Genomic DNA, 17305 nt, shown 5'->3' on the forward strand with positions numbered 1-17305 from the left:
TAGAAAGCATTACTGTAATGAACTTAAACGTAACTGATTAAAAACAAACGAATGCTTAGTGAGCTAAGATTTGGGCAATAAAAAACCGAGTTGTTATCAACTCGGTTTTAAAATAACGATAAGCTTGAGCTATTTACAAAGTGGCTCTCTGAAACTTACGCCAGTGTCCCACGGTTGCTCAATCCAGGTATCTTGAGCGATATCGACAATATAGTCATCGACCAAAGGTTTACCCGCAGGCTTTGCACAAACGGTGACAAACTTAGCCTTAGGGTAGATATCACGTACGATTCTAGCCGTTGAGCCACTATCAACAAGATCATCGATTACAATAAAGCCTTCGCCATCGCCAGGCGCTTGCTTAATGATCTTCGTTTCTCTTTGGTGGTCGTGATCGTAACTTGAAATACAGATCGTATCGACATGGCGAATGCCCAATTCACGAGCCAAAATGGCTGCAGGTACTAAACCACCGCGGCTAACTGCAATAATGCCTTTCCACTGCTGTGCAGGTAACAGGCGCTCAGCCAACTCACGGGTATAACCTTGCATTTGATCCCAAGTGATCAGAAATTTCTTGCTCATGTGCAACCTTTTTATGCGAATACGCTATTTTAGGGGAAAGAGATTGCGCGGCATTTTGGCTTTTTATTCAAAACCATACAAATATAAGTTCGTGACCCAATTCACATATTTTAACTAACGGGTCATTGGACATCAGCTAACGACTCGCGTTAATGCCAAAGCGTTAATCTATCGGTCTCATTGTATAGATATTTGTTAATCAATTTGTTGGTGCCATGATTATAAACACGTTGAGCCGAGGTTTAGGAAATGAGTATTTTGCGCTAAAAATTGCTAGGCATGGGTAAGCTATTTTAGATCAGCACTTTTTAATTGTTGATATTTGTCTAATACACCATTACGGGCCAGGCCACGCTTTACACTGCTGCACAATTTTCCAAAGCGGCGTATTTCATCAAATTGGGGGGTTCTGCCATTTGATATTGCTGACTCCCAGTAGCTTAATTCGCTATCCACTAACTCTATGAGTTTCTTCGGACAACCTATACAGCTGCCATCTGGGCCGCAGACAAAAGTTTCAGGTTCATATAATGGGAGCTGCTGCTTAACCTGCTCAATAATGTTTAGCATAGCCGTGGCACGATCGGGCTTAGTCTCTTTATTAGGAGTAGGAGCTGTTTTAGGAGCGGTTTCAACAGCTATAGTTTGCTTCGTCATAAAATGCTTAAACAGTCAAAATCTAGCTACATTATATAAGCTAGTGGCTCTTTACATTAGTGAATATTTATTTAAGTACTTATTTACTAAAACACTCGCTTATCTGAGCTCGTACTCGTTTAAGCAAACACTCACTTTAGCAGTCACTTATTTACGTAGGTATTTATGAGCGAGTTTCTTAAGTGAGTCGTCGCGTTTTTCCCTTTACCTAAATCCCTTTTTCTAGCTTCCTTGTTCTAGCCATTTTCTCTAGGTTTAACCCTCTATAGGAATAATATTGCTTCGCTTTAAAATATCGTAAATAGAGGTGCACGATAGGAAATCGTTTACCTTCCGTGCACATCACTTCACATTAAAGATCTGACCAAATCATCACTTGCGCAGGTTCGTTGTTTTTTCGAGTCGCTCGGTACATGCCTTCGGTATTAAAAGGGGTTGCGATATTACCTCGTTGATCGATTGCAATCACACCGCCTGTGCCACCAGCCGTGATCAAACGTTGATTTATCACTTCATCGGCCGCTTGAATAATGGACTTGTTTTGGTATTTCACTTTTGCACAAATATCGCCTGCCACGTGGTAACGTATAAAATACTCACCATGGCCCGTTGCCGAGACTGCGCAAACACCGTTCTCAGCATAAGTTCCCGCACCTATCACAGGCGAATCACCAATACGGCCAAAGCGTTTAGCCGTCATACCGCCCGTAGAGGTGCCGGCTGCAAGGTTACCGTCTTGATCTAAGGCTACTGCGCCTACCGTGCCAAATTTATAGTCAAACTCACTGTAATCAAGGGCGCTTTGCTGATAATTATGGTGCATATTAGCGCCAGTACTGGCTTGATAATCTGGATTCGACTCCGCTTTTTGGATTTTTCCTTTGGCAGTTTTTAACTGTTGATAACGACTTTCTGTGTCAAAGTGATTAGCCGGTACTAACGTGAAGCCTTGAGTTAAGGCAAACTCTTCAGCGCCCTGACCCGCAAGCATCACATGGGGAGATTTCTCCATGACGGTTACAGCCAAATCGATAGGGTTTTTAATGTGTCTTACCCCTGCGACAGCCCCAGCATTCATGGTTTTACCGTCCATGATAGAGGCATCCATTTCGTGGCTGCCATCATAAGTGTACACAGCGCCAAGTCCAGCATTAAAAAGTGGGCTATTCTCTAGGATATTTATTGACGCTCGAACAGCAACTAAACTGTCGCCACCTTTAGCGAGAATATCATAGCCAGCATCCACAGCTTGTTGTAATTTTTCCCGATACGCAGTTTGCTGCTCAGCGGTTAAATTGGCCTTGGAAATAGTGCCCGCACCACCATGAATCGCAATTGAGAATGGTTTATCACTGGCCACCACATTTACAGACAAGAATGACGATAAAACAACCAACATTGTAGAACTGAACGACTGATACTTCACAAACCGCACCCAATTATATTTATTTGCTCTCTTTGTAACTATTTTCGGCCATAATTACAATCAGCAACTTGCTTGAGTGCACTATTCTAGTGACAATAGGCTGTCCTAATAATAAGAGTCTAATTTTGTTGATAAGTTTAATCCGAATGCTGAGCTTAATCTTGATACTTGTCACTCTGACAGTAACAACGTTTTCCGCCCAGGCAAATGACTGGTTAACACTTAACATAAAAGGTGTTGAGGGAAGCCTTGCACGTAATGTTCAAGCTCACTTAGGCACCTTACCCGACTCCAGCGTACAACGCCGAGCCTATATCTTTAACGCCGAAGATAACATTAACGCCGCGATGCACTCTATGGGCTATTACCACAGTAAAATATCCCAGCAGATCATCAACAATGAAAAGAAAGCCTGGGTGCTCAAGATTAATATTGATGCGGGACCACCGACATTAATCAGTTGGGTTGATATTCAAGTTAAAGGTGAAATGCGTAATGACCCCATTTTTGAAAAATGGCTCAGTCAATTAACGATCCGTCCTGGAGATAAACTCAATCAAGGTACTTACGACGATATCAAGTCTCAACTACTGACTCTCGCTCTGGCTAGAGGCTACTTTGATGGTAAGTTTGATTTAGCTCAAATCGCCGTCAATCGTGACTTTAACACTGCAGAAATCTCACTTTATTATGACTCAGGTAAGCGATATCACATTGGTAAAGTCAGTTTTACAGGCTCTACCTTAGAGCCACAAATTTTAGAACAGCTGATCCCTTTTAAACTTGATGCCCCCTATAGCACCGCTAATTTAGGTCAATTAAACAGACAACTGTTAGATACCGGTTACTTTTCTAATATCAAGGTGTTGCCTCTTGTTGATCAAGTAAAAGACTTACAAGTTCCGATTCGTGTCGAACTGAGCTCTCGACCTTATCATTCAATAGAGTTAGGTCTAGGTGCAGATATCGGTAACACTGTCGATAACAATCTTGAACCTAGAGTACGAGTCACTTGGCGTACCCCACAAATTAATAAATATGGTCACTCACAGGAAACGACTGCCGAGTGGTCACCGGATAAACCTAAGTTTTTAACGACTTATACTATCCCCCTCACCCATCCCATTGACGATCAGTTAAAGATCCGAGTTGGAATGCTACGGGACAAGTACGGTGTTACACAGGTATACAATGCCGACGAGCGCCAATTTAATAATACCGGGCAACTTGAATCGACCAAAACAGTATTAGCGGTGATAAGACATCAACGCCTTGAAAGTAAATGGCTGTTTAACTATTCAGCCGAAGTGATGAGCGAGAACTACACTCAATCGGGGGTTGACTATGATCCTAGATACGTTTTATTTGGCACTAGCCTCTCTAAAACGGTTCGTGGTGATAATTCTCTCGATCCGAAATCAGGTTTCTTCCAATTCTATAGTCTCGAATATGCCGACCCTAATTTAGGTTCGGAAGTTAGGCTTGCACGTTTACAGTCCAAGTTCATATGGATAGATACATTTTTTGAAAAGCACAGGATAGTTTCCCGCTTAGATATGGCAGCCAACTTAACCAGTAACAATTCACTGGCAGAGATCCCGCCTTCATTACGTTACTTTGCAGGTGGAGACCAAAGTATTCGTGGTTATAGTTACAATGAGCTAGGCCCTTATATTGACAGTGTTAATGCCGAAGGAGAAGTTGTCAGGGAGGTTGTTGGTGGGCGTTACTTGATGGTCGGCAGCTTGGAATATCAATACTATTTAACGCCACATTGGCGGGTTGCAACATTTATCGATGCCGGTAATGCTTTTGACGTTAACCAAGTAGAACTTGTGACTTCCGTCGGTGCAGGTATTCATTGGATCTCACCTATCGGCCCCGTTAAACTCGATATCGGTATCGGTTTGAAAGAGACTGATACTATTAGTCGCCCTTGGCGAATTCATATCACTATGGGGTCGGTGTTATGACGACTTCTGAACAACAGTCACAAACCACATTCCCCCAGCAACCAGCAGCAAATAAACTCAGTTTGAAAGCTAGAGTATGGCGTTGGTTTAAACGAATAAGTCGGGTGATTATTTACACGCCACTGCTTATTTTAGTCTGCGCCGCAATATTAATTGGTACACAGTTTGGCAGTCATATTGCGGTAAAGTTGGCCGACACCTTGGTGCCTGATTTGGAACTTGATTACAAGTCAGGTCAAATTAACCGCCAACTTGAACTCAATTATGCCGCTTGGCAAATGCATGGCATTAAAGTAGAGATCTCAGATCTGGTGCTTGCTTGGAATCCCATGTGCTTAATGCAAAAACAACTTTGCGTAGAGCAGTTAACTAGCTCAAAAGTCAATGTTGAAATAGACACTGCACTTCTTGGTGAAGAATCCCCAACACAAGCTAAGACAGAGCTCGCACTTAACAATGACCATATCCAGAACTCATCGTTAACCGTAGCCCCTAATACCCTTGCCAGCAACGTCAATAATAACGCCCTTACTACTGGTTCAACACAGAGTGATTCAACTGAGCGCAGTAACACTAAGAGCAATGAAACTGAACCCGATAAAACTAAGAGTGATGAAACAGAAAACCAAGAGATCACTCTGCCATTTGCGATTACCTTAGTCAGCGGAGCCCTACAAAACGTCACTGTTCGCGTGAATGATATGGACTTTAACGCCAATCAGCTCAATTTAAGTGCCGAGTGGCTTGCAACGGGGATCCGTGCAAGCTCCATTTATTCTGAAGGCTTACTTGTCTCTATTCCTTTCGAAGAGACCACACCGGAACAAGCACTGACCACGACTATCTCGCCGAAAGAGAGCAACAAAACCAAAGCAAAACAGACAAATCCAGATATAAATAAAGCGACTGAAGATTGGGCTATGGCAAATCTTCCACCAGTATTTATGCCTATTCCAGTCTTTGTTGAAGCCTTAAATATCGACAATGGTGACTTGGTGCTTGGGCCGCGTAAAGATCATTTTAGCCACCTGCACTTAAGTGGCAGCTACCAACAGTTTTTGATCAATATTGATGATTTTAAAGCTAGCCACAGTTACGGTGACGTTAGCCTTATAGGACAAATGTCGCTTATTGACGATTATCCAATGGATATAAAGTCCTCCATATCACTTCACCAAGTCACTGAATTGCCAGGACTTGAAAAACAAAACGTCAACATTACCGTCAAGCAAGGCTTTAAGGATCTTACAAGCCATATCGTCGGTAGCGGTCAATTCAGTTTCGACATCAACTCGACAATCGACCTCACTAAGCCAAATATTCCCTACCAACTAAGTTTGAACGCTAAAAAGTTACAATGGCCACTAAAAGACGCTGAGTATAGTGCCGCCAATATTACGCTCACCAGCCAAGGCGACTTAGGCACTCAAAGTGTAACGATGAGAAGTTTATTCTCCTCAAACTACCAACCAACGCTCGAGATTGACGCTGTACTGAAACACGCTAATAGTCGTGTTGATATTGAAAAACTACACGCTTATAACGACGCCCTTGGCTCAGTCATCCTACAAGGCCAATTTAAATATGGTGAGCAATTAAGTTGGGACGCCAAAGTTGCTGCGCAAAACTTCGATATTAGTCAGCTAAAAGTAACACAGAGCCAAGTCTTGCCTAACAGTGATATTACTGGCCCTTTAAATACTAGCGGTAAGTTCAGCCTCGCCGACAAGACTTGGTCTATCGATATTGAACAAGCTAACCTTAGTGGGCATGTTATGCATTACCCGCTCAATGTTGACGGCGGGATCGCCATTAACAATAAATGGTATTTAAGCTCTGATGGCCTCAATGTTACTGCTTTACAGAGCCGACTATTTATCCAAGGAGAAGTCGATAAGCGCTGGGCGTTGACTGGAGAGCTTAATGTGCCCAATTTAAGTCTATGGCAGCCTGACGCCAAAGGGACCATTAACGCAGATATTAATGTATCGGGTGAAAACGAACATCCCGATATTGCGGTCTCGCTCAATGCTAACGAACTGCAGTTTTTAGCGCTAGAGCTTGCAAATTTGTCGCTAGCTGGACACTACAAACCATTCGATAAACAAGCTTTTAAGGCTGCACTCAACTTGCAAGAGTTTAGCTACCAAGATCTCGACCTCTCCAGTATCGTGGTAAACACAGAGGGGGATTTAATCCAACAGTCACTCACTCTCAAATCAGATGGCGATGTTAAACTGACAACGGATATTAGCAGTCAGTACAACGAGCTTAAACAACGTATTAACGCGCGGGTTAATCGGCTTTCACTAAATTCTAAACTCGGTGATATTAGCCTTGAAGCACCGATGACTGCTGAATATAGTTTAGATAAAAATGAAGGCAACATCGCACCATTTTGCCTGTCCCACATCGGTGGGCAATTATGTGCAAAGATGCCAATTCAACTCGGCCTAACTGGCCAGGCTGGAATCGAATTTGTTGGTGATCTAGGCGTCTTAGTCGAACCTTGGTTACCTGAAAGCCTTGATTGGAAAGGCCCAGCGACATTAACCTCAAACTTACAATGGTTTGAAGATAAAAAGCCCACCGGCAATGTAGAATTATCGCTATCACAAGGCCATATCGACTTTAAAGCAACCAATAATAGTGATGTCGCTATTGGCTATAAGTCGCTACTGCTACGTAGCCGGTTAGATGAAAAGCAGCTGGTTAGCTCACTGTCTCTGGAATCCCACGACATCGCCAGTATGGATGCCAATCTGGCGATTAATGTCAGCCCTGATAGAAAAATGCAAGGACAACTGTCGCTACAACAAATTAACTTACAAGCTTTAGCTGAATTACTACCTGAGCTTGAAGTCCTCGAAGGACAAATCTCAAGTAAATTGCAAATAAGCGGTAGCTTAAACGAACCTCAAGTATCAGGTGAAGTATCACTCAATAAGGGGTCAATCATGGCTACAGCAAACCCGACATTATTAGAAGATATCGATCTCGATTTTATCTTTTCGGGCAAAAAAGCAAAAATTGATGGCGAACTCAAAATGGGCAAAGGAAAAGCCTACGTCGACGGCCAGCTAGATTGGGCACAACAAAAGCTCAAAGGTGCTTTCGGTTTAAAGGGTAAAGACTTAGCCGTGATCCAACCGCCGCTTGCTATTTTAAATGTAGGAACGGATTTACAAGTAAAATTCACCGATCATTCTTTCGATATTAGTGGTGATATCAATGTGCCATCAGGGCACATAACCATAGTACAACTGCCAGAAGGCGGTGTTGCCCTTTCAAAAGATGTCGTCTTTACCGACAGCCAAGCATCTGAGCAAGCAAAAGTATCACCGCTCGCCGTGTCAGCCCAAGTAAACTTGAATGTTGGCAATAATCTACGCGTCGATGGCATGGGGTTAACAGGTAAACTGCAAGGTCAGTTAGAATTAAAACAAGATCCTTTTAGACCTCCTTTACTATTTGGAGAAATCAAGGTCGTCGACGGCAATTACAAATTTATGGGGCAAACTCTACAAATACGAGCAGGCGAAATGCAGTTTGTTGGTCCTATTGACGTGCCAAACCTTAATATTGAAGCGGTTAGAGTCATTAAGGATGAAGATGTTGTTGCAGGCGTGCGCATCACCGGCACCCCGATGAAACCCATTGTTAATCTATTTTCAAATCCTGCCAAAGAGCAGGCTGAAATTCTCAACTATATTGTCAGAGGGACTGGATTGAGTGACAACAGCATAGATCAAAATAGCGGCTTAATGATGGGAGCCGCCCTTTCATTGAGCAGTCAAATTGACGGCGGCGCTATTGGTAACATAGGTAATACCGCCACCAGCATTATTGAGAAGATTGGCTTCTCTAATGTGCAACTCGATGCAAATGATGATGGTCGCTTCGCTATCAGTGGCTTTATCGGTGACAAACTGATGATCAAATATGGTGTTGGCGTATTTAACCCAGGTTATGAAATGACAGTTAGATACTACCTGTTATCTCAATTGTACCTAGAAAGTGTGTCAGGCTCCATTGAGCAGTCTCTCGATCTCTATTACCGCTTTGACCTGTAGCCCAATAATCACTATCTGTTGCCAGTTAATACTAAAAGCAAAAAGCCATCGTTACGATGGCTTTTTAATTAATTTGATATACGTGACATTCTAGGTATCTGATTGACCCAGTTCTTTTGGCATGTCATCACGTAGGCTCTGCCACATAACGCCACTATTAATACCATAAGTGCGCATTAACGCAGGTACATCAGTGTAGTTTTTATCGATAGCAAGTTGCTGCAACTGCTTATAAAAATCCATCGCCAATGCTCGTGCTTCAGCACTTGAGAAATAGTAACGCCCCACTCTGCTATATAAGCCTTTAAATCCATTTAGGATTAAAACATAAAGTGGATTACCTGACGAAAATGCTAAGGTGTGCTGTAGTTCGTAATCGAAATCCGCATAGGCCTGAGCAGTATCTTCAAGCTCATTAATCGTTGCCAGTGCTGCAACTGCTTTATCAGGACTATTGCGAATAGCACCTCTAAAATAAATTGCACTGACACTGCTTCTCGCAGACAGCAACTGGTCTACTAATTCAGGAAAACCATCCGGGTTAAGATCAGCAATCGTCTCTAGAATGTTTAGTCCTGACGTTTCCCAGAAATTATTAACACGGGTTGGTTTACCGTGCTGAATCGTAAGCCATCCGTCTCGAGCCAAACGCTGCAGTACTTCACGCAATGTCGTACGGGTGACACCAATCAATTCTGAAAGCTCACGTTCAGCGGGCAGAATAGAGCCTGGAGGAAACTTATTTTCCCAAATGGATCGTACAATATACTTCTCTGCAAAGCTTGCAGGGCCTTTGGCATTGATGATCATAAGCCTACTCTATCCGATTATTAGTGTTGTTCTGTGACTGATCATACCAGAGCGGTAGGAAATGAAAACTAAAACAGGCTTATTAGACGATGACTAGCGAAATAAAGCTGTCGAACCGCTCACTTTTTGCGCTAACAGTTCAGTTTAAGTGATATTTTTTTGATATAGATAGCTGTTTCGTCATTAGGGGCTTTTTAAGTTATCGAAAAGGTTTTACCTTTAGCATTGGCTTATTTATCTCTAGTAGAAAATTCAACCATTTTGGCTACTAGAAACTATAAAAAATCAATAGAGAGGATTCCATGCCTGTGACAATGAGTCGGGCGTTTCTTGACAACTTCTTGGGTAATTCACCTAAGTGGTTCAAACTCGCGATCATATCGTTTTTGGTGATCAACCCAATCGTATTTTACTTTAACCCGTTTATTGCAGGCTGGCTGTTAGTTGTTGAATTTATTTTCACCTTAGCTATGGCCCTTAAGTGCTACCCATTACAACCGGGTGGATTATTAGCGATTGAAGCTGTGGCTATCGGCATGACTTCGCCGAGCCAAGTGCTACATGAAATCGAAGCAAACCTTGAAGTAGTGTTACTGCTGGTCTTTATGGTCGCCGGTATTTACTTCATGAAGCAGCTGCTACTTTTTGTCTTTACCAAGATGATTACTAAGGTTCGCTCAAAAGTTGCTGTATCGATGATGTTCTGTATGGCATCGGCATTTTTGTCTGCTTTCTTAGATGCATTAACTGTTATCGCAGTTATCATTACCGTCGCTGTCGGTTTCTACTCTATTTACCACAAGGTAGCGTCGGGTAAAACTTTTGGCGATAGTCATGATCATACATCTGATGGCCATGAGCAGCTATGTCAAGAAGAACTCGAGTCTTTCCGAGGTTTCTTACGTAACTTGCTGATGCATGCTGGTGTGGGTACCGCTCTTGGTGGTGTTTGTACTATGGTTGGCGAGCCACAAAACCTGATCATTGCAGCCCAGGCAAACTGGCAATTTGCTGAATTTGCTATCCGCATGTCTCCAGTGACAGTACCTGTATTCTTTGCTGGTATTACGACTTGTTTCTTAGTTGAGAAGTTCAAAGTCTTTGGCTACGGTCAACAGCTGCCTGAGGCAGTTCATAAGATCTTATCTGATTACGATGCTCATGAAGATGCTAACCGTACTAAACACGATAAAGTTAAATTACTTATTCAGGCACTTATTGGTGTGTGGTTAATCGCAGGTCTTGCACTGCACTTAGCTTCTGTTGGTCTAATCGGTCTATCTGTTATCATTCTTGCAACAGCATTTAACGGTATCACTAATGAACACGCACTGGGTAAAGCATTCGAAGAAGCTCTGCCATTTACAGCACTATTAGCGGTTTTCTTTGCTATCGTTGCAGTCATTATTGATCAGCAGCTGTTCGCACCAGTAATCCAATGGGCACTAAGCTATGAAGGCAACACTCAGTTAGTCATTTTCTACATTGCTAACGGTCTATTGTCGATGGTAAGTGACAACGTATTCGTTGGTACGGTTTACATTAACGAAGTGAAAGCTGCGCTACTTAACGGCCAAATCACTCGTGATCAGTTCGATCTACTTGCTGTTGCTATTAACACCGGTACTAACCTACCTTCTGTTGCAACACCAAATGGTCAAGCTGCGTTCCTATTCCTACTGACCTCTGCGATTGCACCGCTTATTCGCCTTTCGTACGGCAGAATGGTGTGGATGGCATTGCCGTACACTATCGTATTGTCTATCGTAGGTGTGCTGGCAATTCAATTAGGTGGCCTAGAACAGATGACTCAGTATTTTTATGACAGTCAAATGTTAATCCACCACTCTGCTCAAGCAGCGGCGGATGGTGTAATATCAGCACATTGATAAGCATTATCTGAACTATTTTTTAAATAGTTAGTCATATAAAACGCCCTATTCAATAGGGCGTTTTTTTATTTGCAATGGAGACTTTATCGTTGAATGCACTAATTCGTTTTTCCCACTCAAGAACAGCTTGGCTAACCTTAATGCTCTCAGCTGTTGCACTTGAGCTTGCCGCGCTCTTTTTTCAACACGTCATGAAACTTGATCCCTGTGTTATGTGTATTTATCAGCGCGTTGCAGTATTTGGAGTCGTCTTTGCAGGCCTAATTGGTACTATCGGTCATCGCTCACGTATCGCTCGTGCGCTCGGAGTTATTGTTTGGGGGGTTAGCGCGGCTTGGGGGTTAAAGTTAGCGCTGGAGCTTGTCGATATGCAGATGAATCCCTCTCCTTTTGCAACCTGCTCATATCTACCTGAATTCCCAACTTGGCTACCACTCCATGAATGGTTACCTGCTATCTTTTTGCCTACAGGCATGTGTACTGATATTCCATGGGAGTTTATGGGCGTCACTATGGGGCAATGGATGATTGTGGCATTTAGCTGCTACCTGCTCGCTTTACTGATTTTTATCATCCCATCATTAAAGAAGTCAATCTAGCTACCTAGGCGCTCCTATCAGTAATTCTTTATACTGACTGGTATAATGCAGGCTTACAAAGCAAAAACGCTCTATTAGAGCGTTTTTGTTATTTATATAGATATTGATACCTGAGTATTAATCAACATCTTTCATTGGCCAAAGCACTATGTGATCTTCAATATCTCGGATCTTAGTTTCACACGTTACCTTACCAGCTACCGACATTCCCGCTAAAATCATCGCCTCTTTCGAGCCCGTTTTTAAAGGATGCCAAGTAGGCAATTCTCGCCCCAAAAACAGGCGACGATATGCACAGCTATCGGGCAACCAAGTTAACGACGCGATATTGTCAACGGTGACTTTGGTACACGATGGCACAAAGCTAAAGCGTTGATCGTAATTCTGACAATGGCCCACTTTATTATCGAGTAACTGACAAGCGGCATTCGTGTAATAAAGTTGCTCAGTTTCGTCGTCAATCAATTTATTTAGGCAACACTTACCACAACCATCACATAATGACTCCCACTCTTCGGTCGTCATCTGTGCTAAGGTTTTTTCATTCCAAAACGCCATGCTTAAATCATTCACTCATCCAAATCAGTTAGCTGGCTATTATACAACGCTATGGCTGTCATTCGCACTAGGGCATTGCCCTACTTACACCTTTTAGATGGGCTTATTATTAAAATCTGTGATTATGATTAGAAAAGATACTGCGTATCCTTAAAAGGATTATTAGCGCTAACGCTGCCGAGTTAACGGCAAAGTTAGCGTAAATATGGGCCTAGCGCGGAGGTGATAACAAACAACCACGATAAAATCTCTCTTTTACCGTTTAAGTGAATGCTTAAATGATCGCCGGGTACTTAATTCTCTCTGAAAGATAAGCGACAGTAATAGCAAAGTAATCTGAGTCATTCCAACGTAGTAAACCGCGATAGTTATCATAAACCAGGTACTTACGCCCTTTTTCCCCATCAGGCATCACCAGTGATATCTGCATATCATCGCGCTTAGGTAAATCACTACCATCAAAACGGCGCACGCCAAGTTCCTGCCATTGATTAAAGCTTTTCTTTATCTTTAAGTCTGCAAGACTTGCTTCAAATGACTTAGGTAGCTGAACTTGCCGACCCCAGGTTTCAGACTCTTTCCAACCAGCTTGCTGAAGATAATAAGCAGTAGATGCAAATGCATCACTGATGTTATTCCATATATCCCTCTTACCGTCCCCATCACCATCTTGAGCATAGGCAAGATACGAGCTAGGCATAAACTGAGTTTTGCCCATTGCGCCAGTCCACGAGGCTTTTAATTCAGAAAATCCAATATCGTCACGCTGTGCAATTTTTAATGCGGCAAAGAACTCTTTACGATAAAAGTCTTCTTTGTGCCCTTCATAGGCTAACGATGCGGTTACCGATAAAACAGGGAACTCACCGCGCAATTGACCGAAGTTAGACTCTACGCCCCATAACGCCACAATGAAGCGTGGCTGCACACCATAACGTTGACCCATTTTCTCAAGTTCAGGATAATGTTGTTTATACAAAGCACGCGCCGCATCAACAGTTGATTGCGGCACGGCTTTGGGGAGATAGGTTTCAAGCGTAACAGGGACTTCAGTCTGGTTTTGTCCAGTTAACATCGCTTTTTTAAACAATTTAATTTTTGGAAAAACATCATCTATCGTTTGTTTACTGATGCCTTTATCAATGGCATCTTGTTGTAGCGAGTTAACGTAATCACTAAAACTACCTTTAGGCTCACTTGCCGCACTGACGACGTTAGGCGACAAACTTAAACAGCAAGCCAGTGCTAGAACATGTTTTCCAAAAACCATAATACCCCTTGTGTTACATCTTTTATGGCATTAACCCTTTTTAATCCGGATTAAAACCGATGTCTTTTTTATGTTGTTCTAATAAATTAACAACAGGAGGTGGTAACTGTAAATAAAATCCTTTTTCTTTCAGTTCAGATCTTACTTTTTTTATATCGGCAAAACCTAAATGATCACGCTTTTCGATGGGTAGCATCATCACTAACTGCGGCTCGCCAAACATGGCCATTAATGCTTCAGGAACACGTTCAAAATCATTACGTTTTTCAACGAAAAGATAACTTTCAGCCTTTCTACGGCTTTTATATACTGCACAGATCATATACGACTCAAATTCCAAACTATTCAACTTGCCAGCTACGAATGCACACTATAACATGGACCGTTAGGAATATAATGGATATCGGCCCTGTGCTGAATTTTTTCTAGAGAGCGATTCAGGAATGCAAACACCTAGCCTCGAATTAAAAGGCTCTTCTTTTACTCTTTCTGTACTGCATATCAACAATAATGATATGGCAGTTATTGCCGCAGAGTTAGATGCTAAGCTTGCCATTGCACCACAATTTTTTATTGGTGCGCCTTTAGTGGTCAACCTTAGCGCTATAAAAGCTCCAGATTTTGACATACTGGGTTTAAAAGAAATTTTAACCAGTCGTCAATTGATTATTGTTGGCATAACCAGTGCGTCTAATGAGCTAACTAAACAAGCTAAATCGATTGGTCTAGCCATAGTCAAATCAGGTAAAGAAGCCACTTCACAGCCTCAAATGCCTAAAACGACCAAAATCGTTAAACAAAATGTCCGCTCAGGGCAACAAATCTATGCCAAGAATGCAGATTTGATTATTGTCGGTGCGGTGGGCAATGGTGCAGAAGTGATAGCCGACGGCAGTATCCATATATATGGCACATTACGTGGTAAGGCGATGGCTGGCGCTGCTGGCGACAGAAACGCGATAATCATGGCACAAAAAATTGAAGCAGAGCTCGTATCGATTGCAGGTCAATACTGGCTAACTGAAAATCTTCAGCAAAACGGAGCCGCTCCAAGCGGTTGTATTCGCCTAGAGGGCGAATCGCTTACGGTTGAATCATTGCCTCTGTAAGAGCGCAAAATTGAAAGGATTATTATAAATGGCGCAAATTATTGTTGTCACATCGGGTAAAGGTGGCGTGGGTAAAACCACCTCAAGTGCTGCTATTGCCACAGGTCTTGCGATGAAAGGCCATAAAACCGTGGTTATCGATTTTGATATTGGTCTGCGCAACTTAGACTTAATCATGGGTTGTGAGCGTCGTGTGGTGTATGACTTTGTTAATGTTATTAATGGTGAAGCAAATCTAAATCAAGCACTGATTAAAGATAAGCGCTGCCCGCAGCTTTTCGTATTACCCGCTTCGCAAACTCGCGACAAAGATGCCTTAACCAAAGAAGGTGTTGGTAAAGTCTTAGAAGATCTAGCCAAAGATTTCGAATATATTATTTGTGACTCACCAGCGGGCATTGAAACTGGCGCTATGATGGCGCTATATTTTGCCGATACAGCGATTGTAACGACCAACCCTGAAGTCAGCTCTGTGCGCGATTCAGACCGTATTTTAGGCATGCTACAAAGTAAATCTAAGCGTGCAGAAGAAGGTTTAGAGCCAGTTAAAGAGTACTTGTTACTGACTCGCTACTCTCCTGCCCGTGTAACAACAGGCGAGATGCTAAGTGTACAAGATGTTGAAGAGATCTTAGCGATCCCATTGCTCGGCGTGATCCCTGAATCACAAGCCGTATTAAAAGCCTCTAACTCTGGTGTACCTGTAATTATCGATCAAGAGAGCGATGCAGGTATGGCCTATAGCGATGCTGTAGCAAGGTTATTAGGTGAAGAACTGCCTTTCCGATTTCTTACGGAAGAGAAGAAAGGTTTCTTAAAACGAATATTTGGTAGCTAATTATGTCTCTTCTTGATTATTTCAAAACGAAAAAGGAACCAAGCACTGCAGTTACAGCAAAAGAACGACTGCAGATTATCGTCGCACACCAACGTGGTGAGCGCGGCGCTCCAGATTACTTTCCTCAGATGAAGCAAGAGATCATCGAAGTGATCCGTAAATATGTGCAAGTCGGCCCCGATCAAGTATCGGTGCAACTTGAACAGACAGATGACCATTTTTCAGTGTTAGAACTAAATGTGACGCTACCAGAGCAAAACTAATAGCGATATTAAATAAAAATGCCCGCATATACGGGCATTTTTATTGGTATTTAAAACCTGAGCAGCTACAATTTCAGCGCGGCTAAAGCCTCTGCAACAATCGCTTCTCTCCAACCAGTAAGAATAAGCGGTTTATCACCTTTCTTATTAGCCCATATCCACTCCAAATATTCATGGATATACTTTTTAGAGCCAAGCAGTTCAATCGGAATAGCGTTCGCTTCTGCCTGCTCTGTAATACAGTTTTTGATGCTCTTAAATGCCACTTTGTAACCCGTTTTAAGTGCAATCACATCTAAAGGCTTAGGTGGGTTATCATAGTTTACATTGGCAATCAGCTTAATAAGCTCTTTACCATGAATACGCTTCTCTTGCTCGGTCAGCTCTGTCAGCTTATAGAGGTCATTACTCGTTTTAGGCTGTTTCTTTGCCAACGCGATTAATGCGTGATCTTTGACAACAAAACCCAGTGCCAGATCTTTTTGCAAAGCACGCTGTAGGCGCCACTTAGCTAGATCTCGTAAAATGGCAAGTTGATTCGATGTCAGCTGGAAGGCATTTTTAACTTTTAAATAAGCAAGTTCAGGGTCCGGCATATCCAAACGCCCCTGAGTCATACGAATGCCCTCTTCGTACACCCAGTCAAGCCTGCCTTGCTCTTCAAGCTTATCAACTAATTGAGCATACAGTTTATACAGGTAATACACGTCGTTAGCAGCATAGTTTAACTGAGCTTCAGTCAGCGGTCGCTTTAACCAATCGGTGCGTGACTCACCTTTATCTAGACTCACGTCTAAGGTTTGCTCAACAAGCTTGGCATACCCTAATCCATGCCCCATCCCCGCTAAACCGGCGGCGATTTGACTATCAAACAAGTTTGTTGGCTGGCATTGACCATAACGCGCGAAGACTTCTAAGTCTTCACTGCAAGAATGCAGTAGTTTTACGCTACTTTCTTTATTAAGCAATTGCCAAAACAAGTCAAGATTGCTGATGGCTAATGGATCAATCAATGCAAGCGTCTTACCGTCATAAGCCTGGATCAGACCTAGTCTTGCATAGTAGGTGCGAGTACGAACAAATTCTGTGTCTAGCACCAATAAATCAGCTTCTTGGTATTGCTCTACAAGGGCCGCTAAACTGGCATCATCTTCAATATATTGAAACGCTAACAAAGTTGTCTACTCCATAAATATGCAAAAGCCGGCAATCGCCGGCTTTAAATTTAATCAAAAGTGGCAATCACCACTTA

The 17305-nt window shown here is 42.5% G+C and carries 15 protein-coding genes; 7 read left to right on the forward strand and 8 right to left on the reverse strand.

Going from position 1 to position 17305, the window contains the following annotated elements; translation table 11 throughout:
- Nucleotides 1-129: 129 nt before the first annotated feature.
- The 3 genes from gpt to ACVBIK_RS06135 all read right to left on the reverse strand — a co-directional run bounded on the left by gpt (nt 130) and on the right by ACVBIK_RS06135 (nt 2641).
- Nucleotides 130-585 (reverse strand): xanthine phosphoribosyltransferase, encoded by a 456-nt coding sequence (gene gpt, locus ACVBIK_RS06125; RefSeq protein ID WP_447164070.1) that lies wholly within the window; start codon nt 583-585, stop codon nt 130-132.
- Between the two features lie 288 nt (nt 586-873).
- Nucleotides 874-1242 carry a hypothetical protein gene (locus ACVBIK_RS06130; RefSeq protein WP_447169302.1) on the reverse strand — a complete coding sequence of 123 codons (369 nt, stop codon included), beginning with the start codon at nt 1240-1242 and terminating at the stop codon, nt 874-876.
- 352 nt (nt 1243-1594) lie between these two features.
- Nucleotides 1595-2641: an isoaspartyl peptidase/L-asparaginase family protein gene (locus tag ACVBIK_RS06135; protein WP_447164069.1), complete on the reverse strand. Its 1047-nt coding sequence runs from the start codon at nt 2639-2641 to the stop codon at nt 1595-1597.
- A gap of 173 nt (nt 2642-2814) precedes the next feature.
- Between ACVBIK_RS06135 and ACVBIK_RS06140 the strand changes: the two genes are divergently transcribed.
- Complete coding sequence (locus ACVBIK_RS06140) at nt 2815-4641, forward strand: autotransporter assembly complex protein TamA (RefSeq protein ID WP_447160016.1); 1827 nt, start codon at nt 2815-2817, stop codon at nt 4639-4641.
- On the forward strand, nt 4638-8714 hold the full coding sequence (locus tag ACVBIK_RS06145; RefSeq protein ID WP_447169303.1) for a translocation/assembly module TamB domain-containing protein: 4077 nt from the start codon (nt 4638-4640) through the stop codon (nt 8712-8714). Before ACVBIK_RS06140 ends, ACVBIK_RS06145 begins: the two co-directional genes overlap by 4 nt.
- A 90-nt stretch (nt 8715-8804) precedes the next feature.
- Here the strand turns inward: ACVBIK_RS06145 and fadR are convergent, their stop codons facing one another.
- Entirely contained in the window at nt 8805-9524 is a 720-nt protein-coding gene (gene fadR / locus ACVBIK_RS06150; RefSeq protein WP_447159902.1) for a fatty acid metabolism transcriptional regulator FadR, read from the reverse strand.
- A gap of 302 nt (nt 9525-9826) precedes the next feature.
- Here fadR and nhaB point away from each other — a divergent pair, with 302 nt between their 5' ends.
- Together nhaB and dsbB are read left to right on the forward strand one after the other, a co-directional pair.
- Nucleotides 9827-11413 carry a sodium/proton antiporter NhaB gene (gene nhaB / locus ACVBIK_RS06155; protein ID WP_447159903.1) on the forward strand — a complete coding sequence of 529 codons (1587 nt, stop codon included), beginning with the start codon at nt 9827-9829 and terminating at the stop codon, nt 11411-11413.
- Between the two features lie 92 nt (nt 11414-11505).
- Entirely contained in the window at nt 11506-12015 is a 510-nt protein-coding gene (gene dsbB, locus ACVBIK_RS06160; RefSeq protein WP_447169304.1) for a disulfide bond formation protein DsbB, read from the forward strand.
- Between the two features lie 117 nt (nt 12016-12132).
- Here the strand turns inward: dsbB and ACVBIK_RS06165 are convergent, their stop codons facing one another.
- The 3 genes from ACVBIK_RS06165 to ACVBIK_RS06175 all read right to left on the reverse strand — a co-directional run bounded on the left by ACVBIK_RS06165 (nt 12133) and on the right by ACVBIK_RS06175 (nt 14165).
- On the reverse strand, nt 12133-12573 hold the full coding sequence (locus tag ACVBIK_RS06165; protein WP_447159905.1) for a YcgN family cysteine cluster protein: 441 nt from the start codon (nt 12571-12573) through the stop codon (nt 12133-12135).
- Between the two features lie 274 nt (nt 12574-12847).
- Nucleotides 12848-13843 (reverse strand): lytic murein transglycosylase, encoded by a 996-nt coding sequence (locus ACVBIK_RS06170; RefSeq protein ID WP_447169305.1) that lies wholly within the window; start codon nt 13841-13843, stop codon nt 12848-12850.
- A gap of 40 nt (nt 13844-13883) precedes the next feature.
- Nucleotides 13884-14165: a YcgL domain-containing protein gene (locus tag ACVBIK_RS06175; RefSeq protein ID WP_447159907.1), complete on the reverse strand. Its 282-nt coding sequence runs from the start codon at nt 14163-14165 to the stop codon at nt 13884-13886.
- Nucleotides 14166-14286: 121 nt separating this feature from the next.
- Between ACVBIK_RS06175 and minC the strand changes: the two genes are divergently transcribed.
- The 3 genes from minC to minE are packed head-to-tail and all read left to right on the forward strand — an operon-like array spanning nt 14287 to nt 16053.
- Nucleotides 14287-14952, forward strand: a complete 666-nt coding sequence (gene minC / locus ACVBIK_RS06180) for a septum site-determining protein MinC (RefSeq protein ID WP_447159908.1) — start codon at nt 14287-14289, stop codon at nt 14950-14952.
- Between the two features lie 28 nt (nt 14953-14980).
- Nucleotides 14981-15790 (forward strand): septum site-determining protein MinD, encoded by an 810-nt coding sequence (gene minD / locus ACVBIK_RS06185; protein ID WP_447159909.1) that lies wholly within the window; start codon nt 14981-14983, stop codon nt 15788-15790.
- Nucleotides 15791-15792: 2 nt separating this feature from the next.
- Complete coding sequence (gene minE / locus ACVBIK_RS06190; protein WP_447159910.1) at nt 15793-16053, forward strand: cell division topological specificity factor MinE; 261 nt, start codon at nt 15793-15795, stop codon at nt 16051-16053.
- Between the two features lie 65 nt (nt 16054-16118).
- On the opposite strand, the gene rnd is transcribed toward minE, so the two are convergent.
- A complete protein-coding gene (rnd, locus tag ACVBIK_RS06195; RefSeq protein WP_447159911.1) occupies nt 16119-17228 on the reverse strand; it encodes a ribonuclease D in 1110 nt (369 codons plus the stop codon).
- Between the last annotated feature and the right edge of the window lie 77 nt (nt 17229-17305).

It is taken from the genome of Shewanella sp. 125m-1 (genome assembly GCF_052977065.1).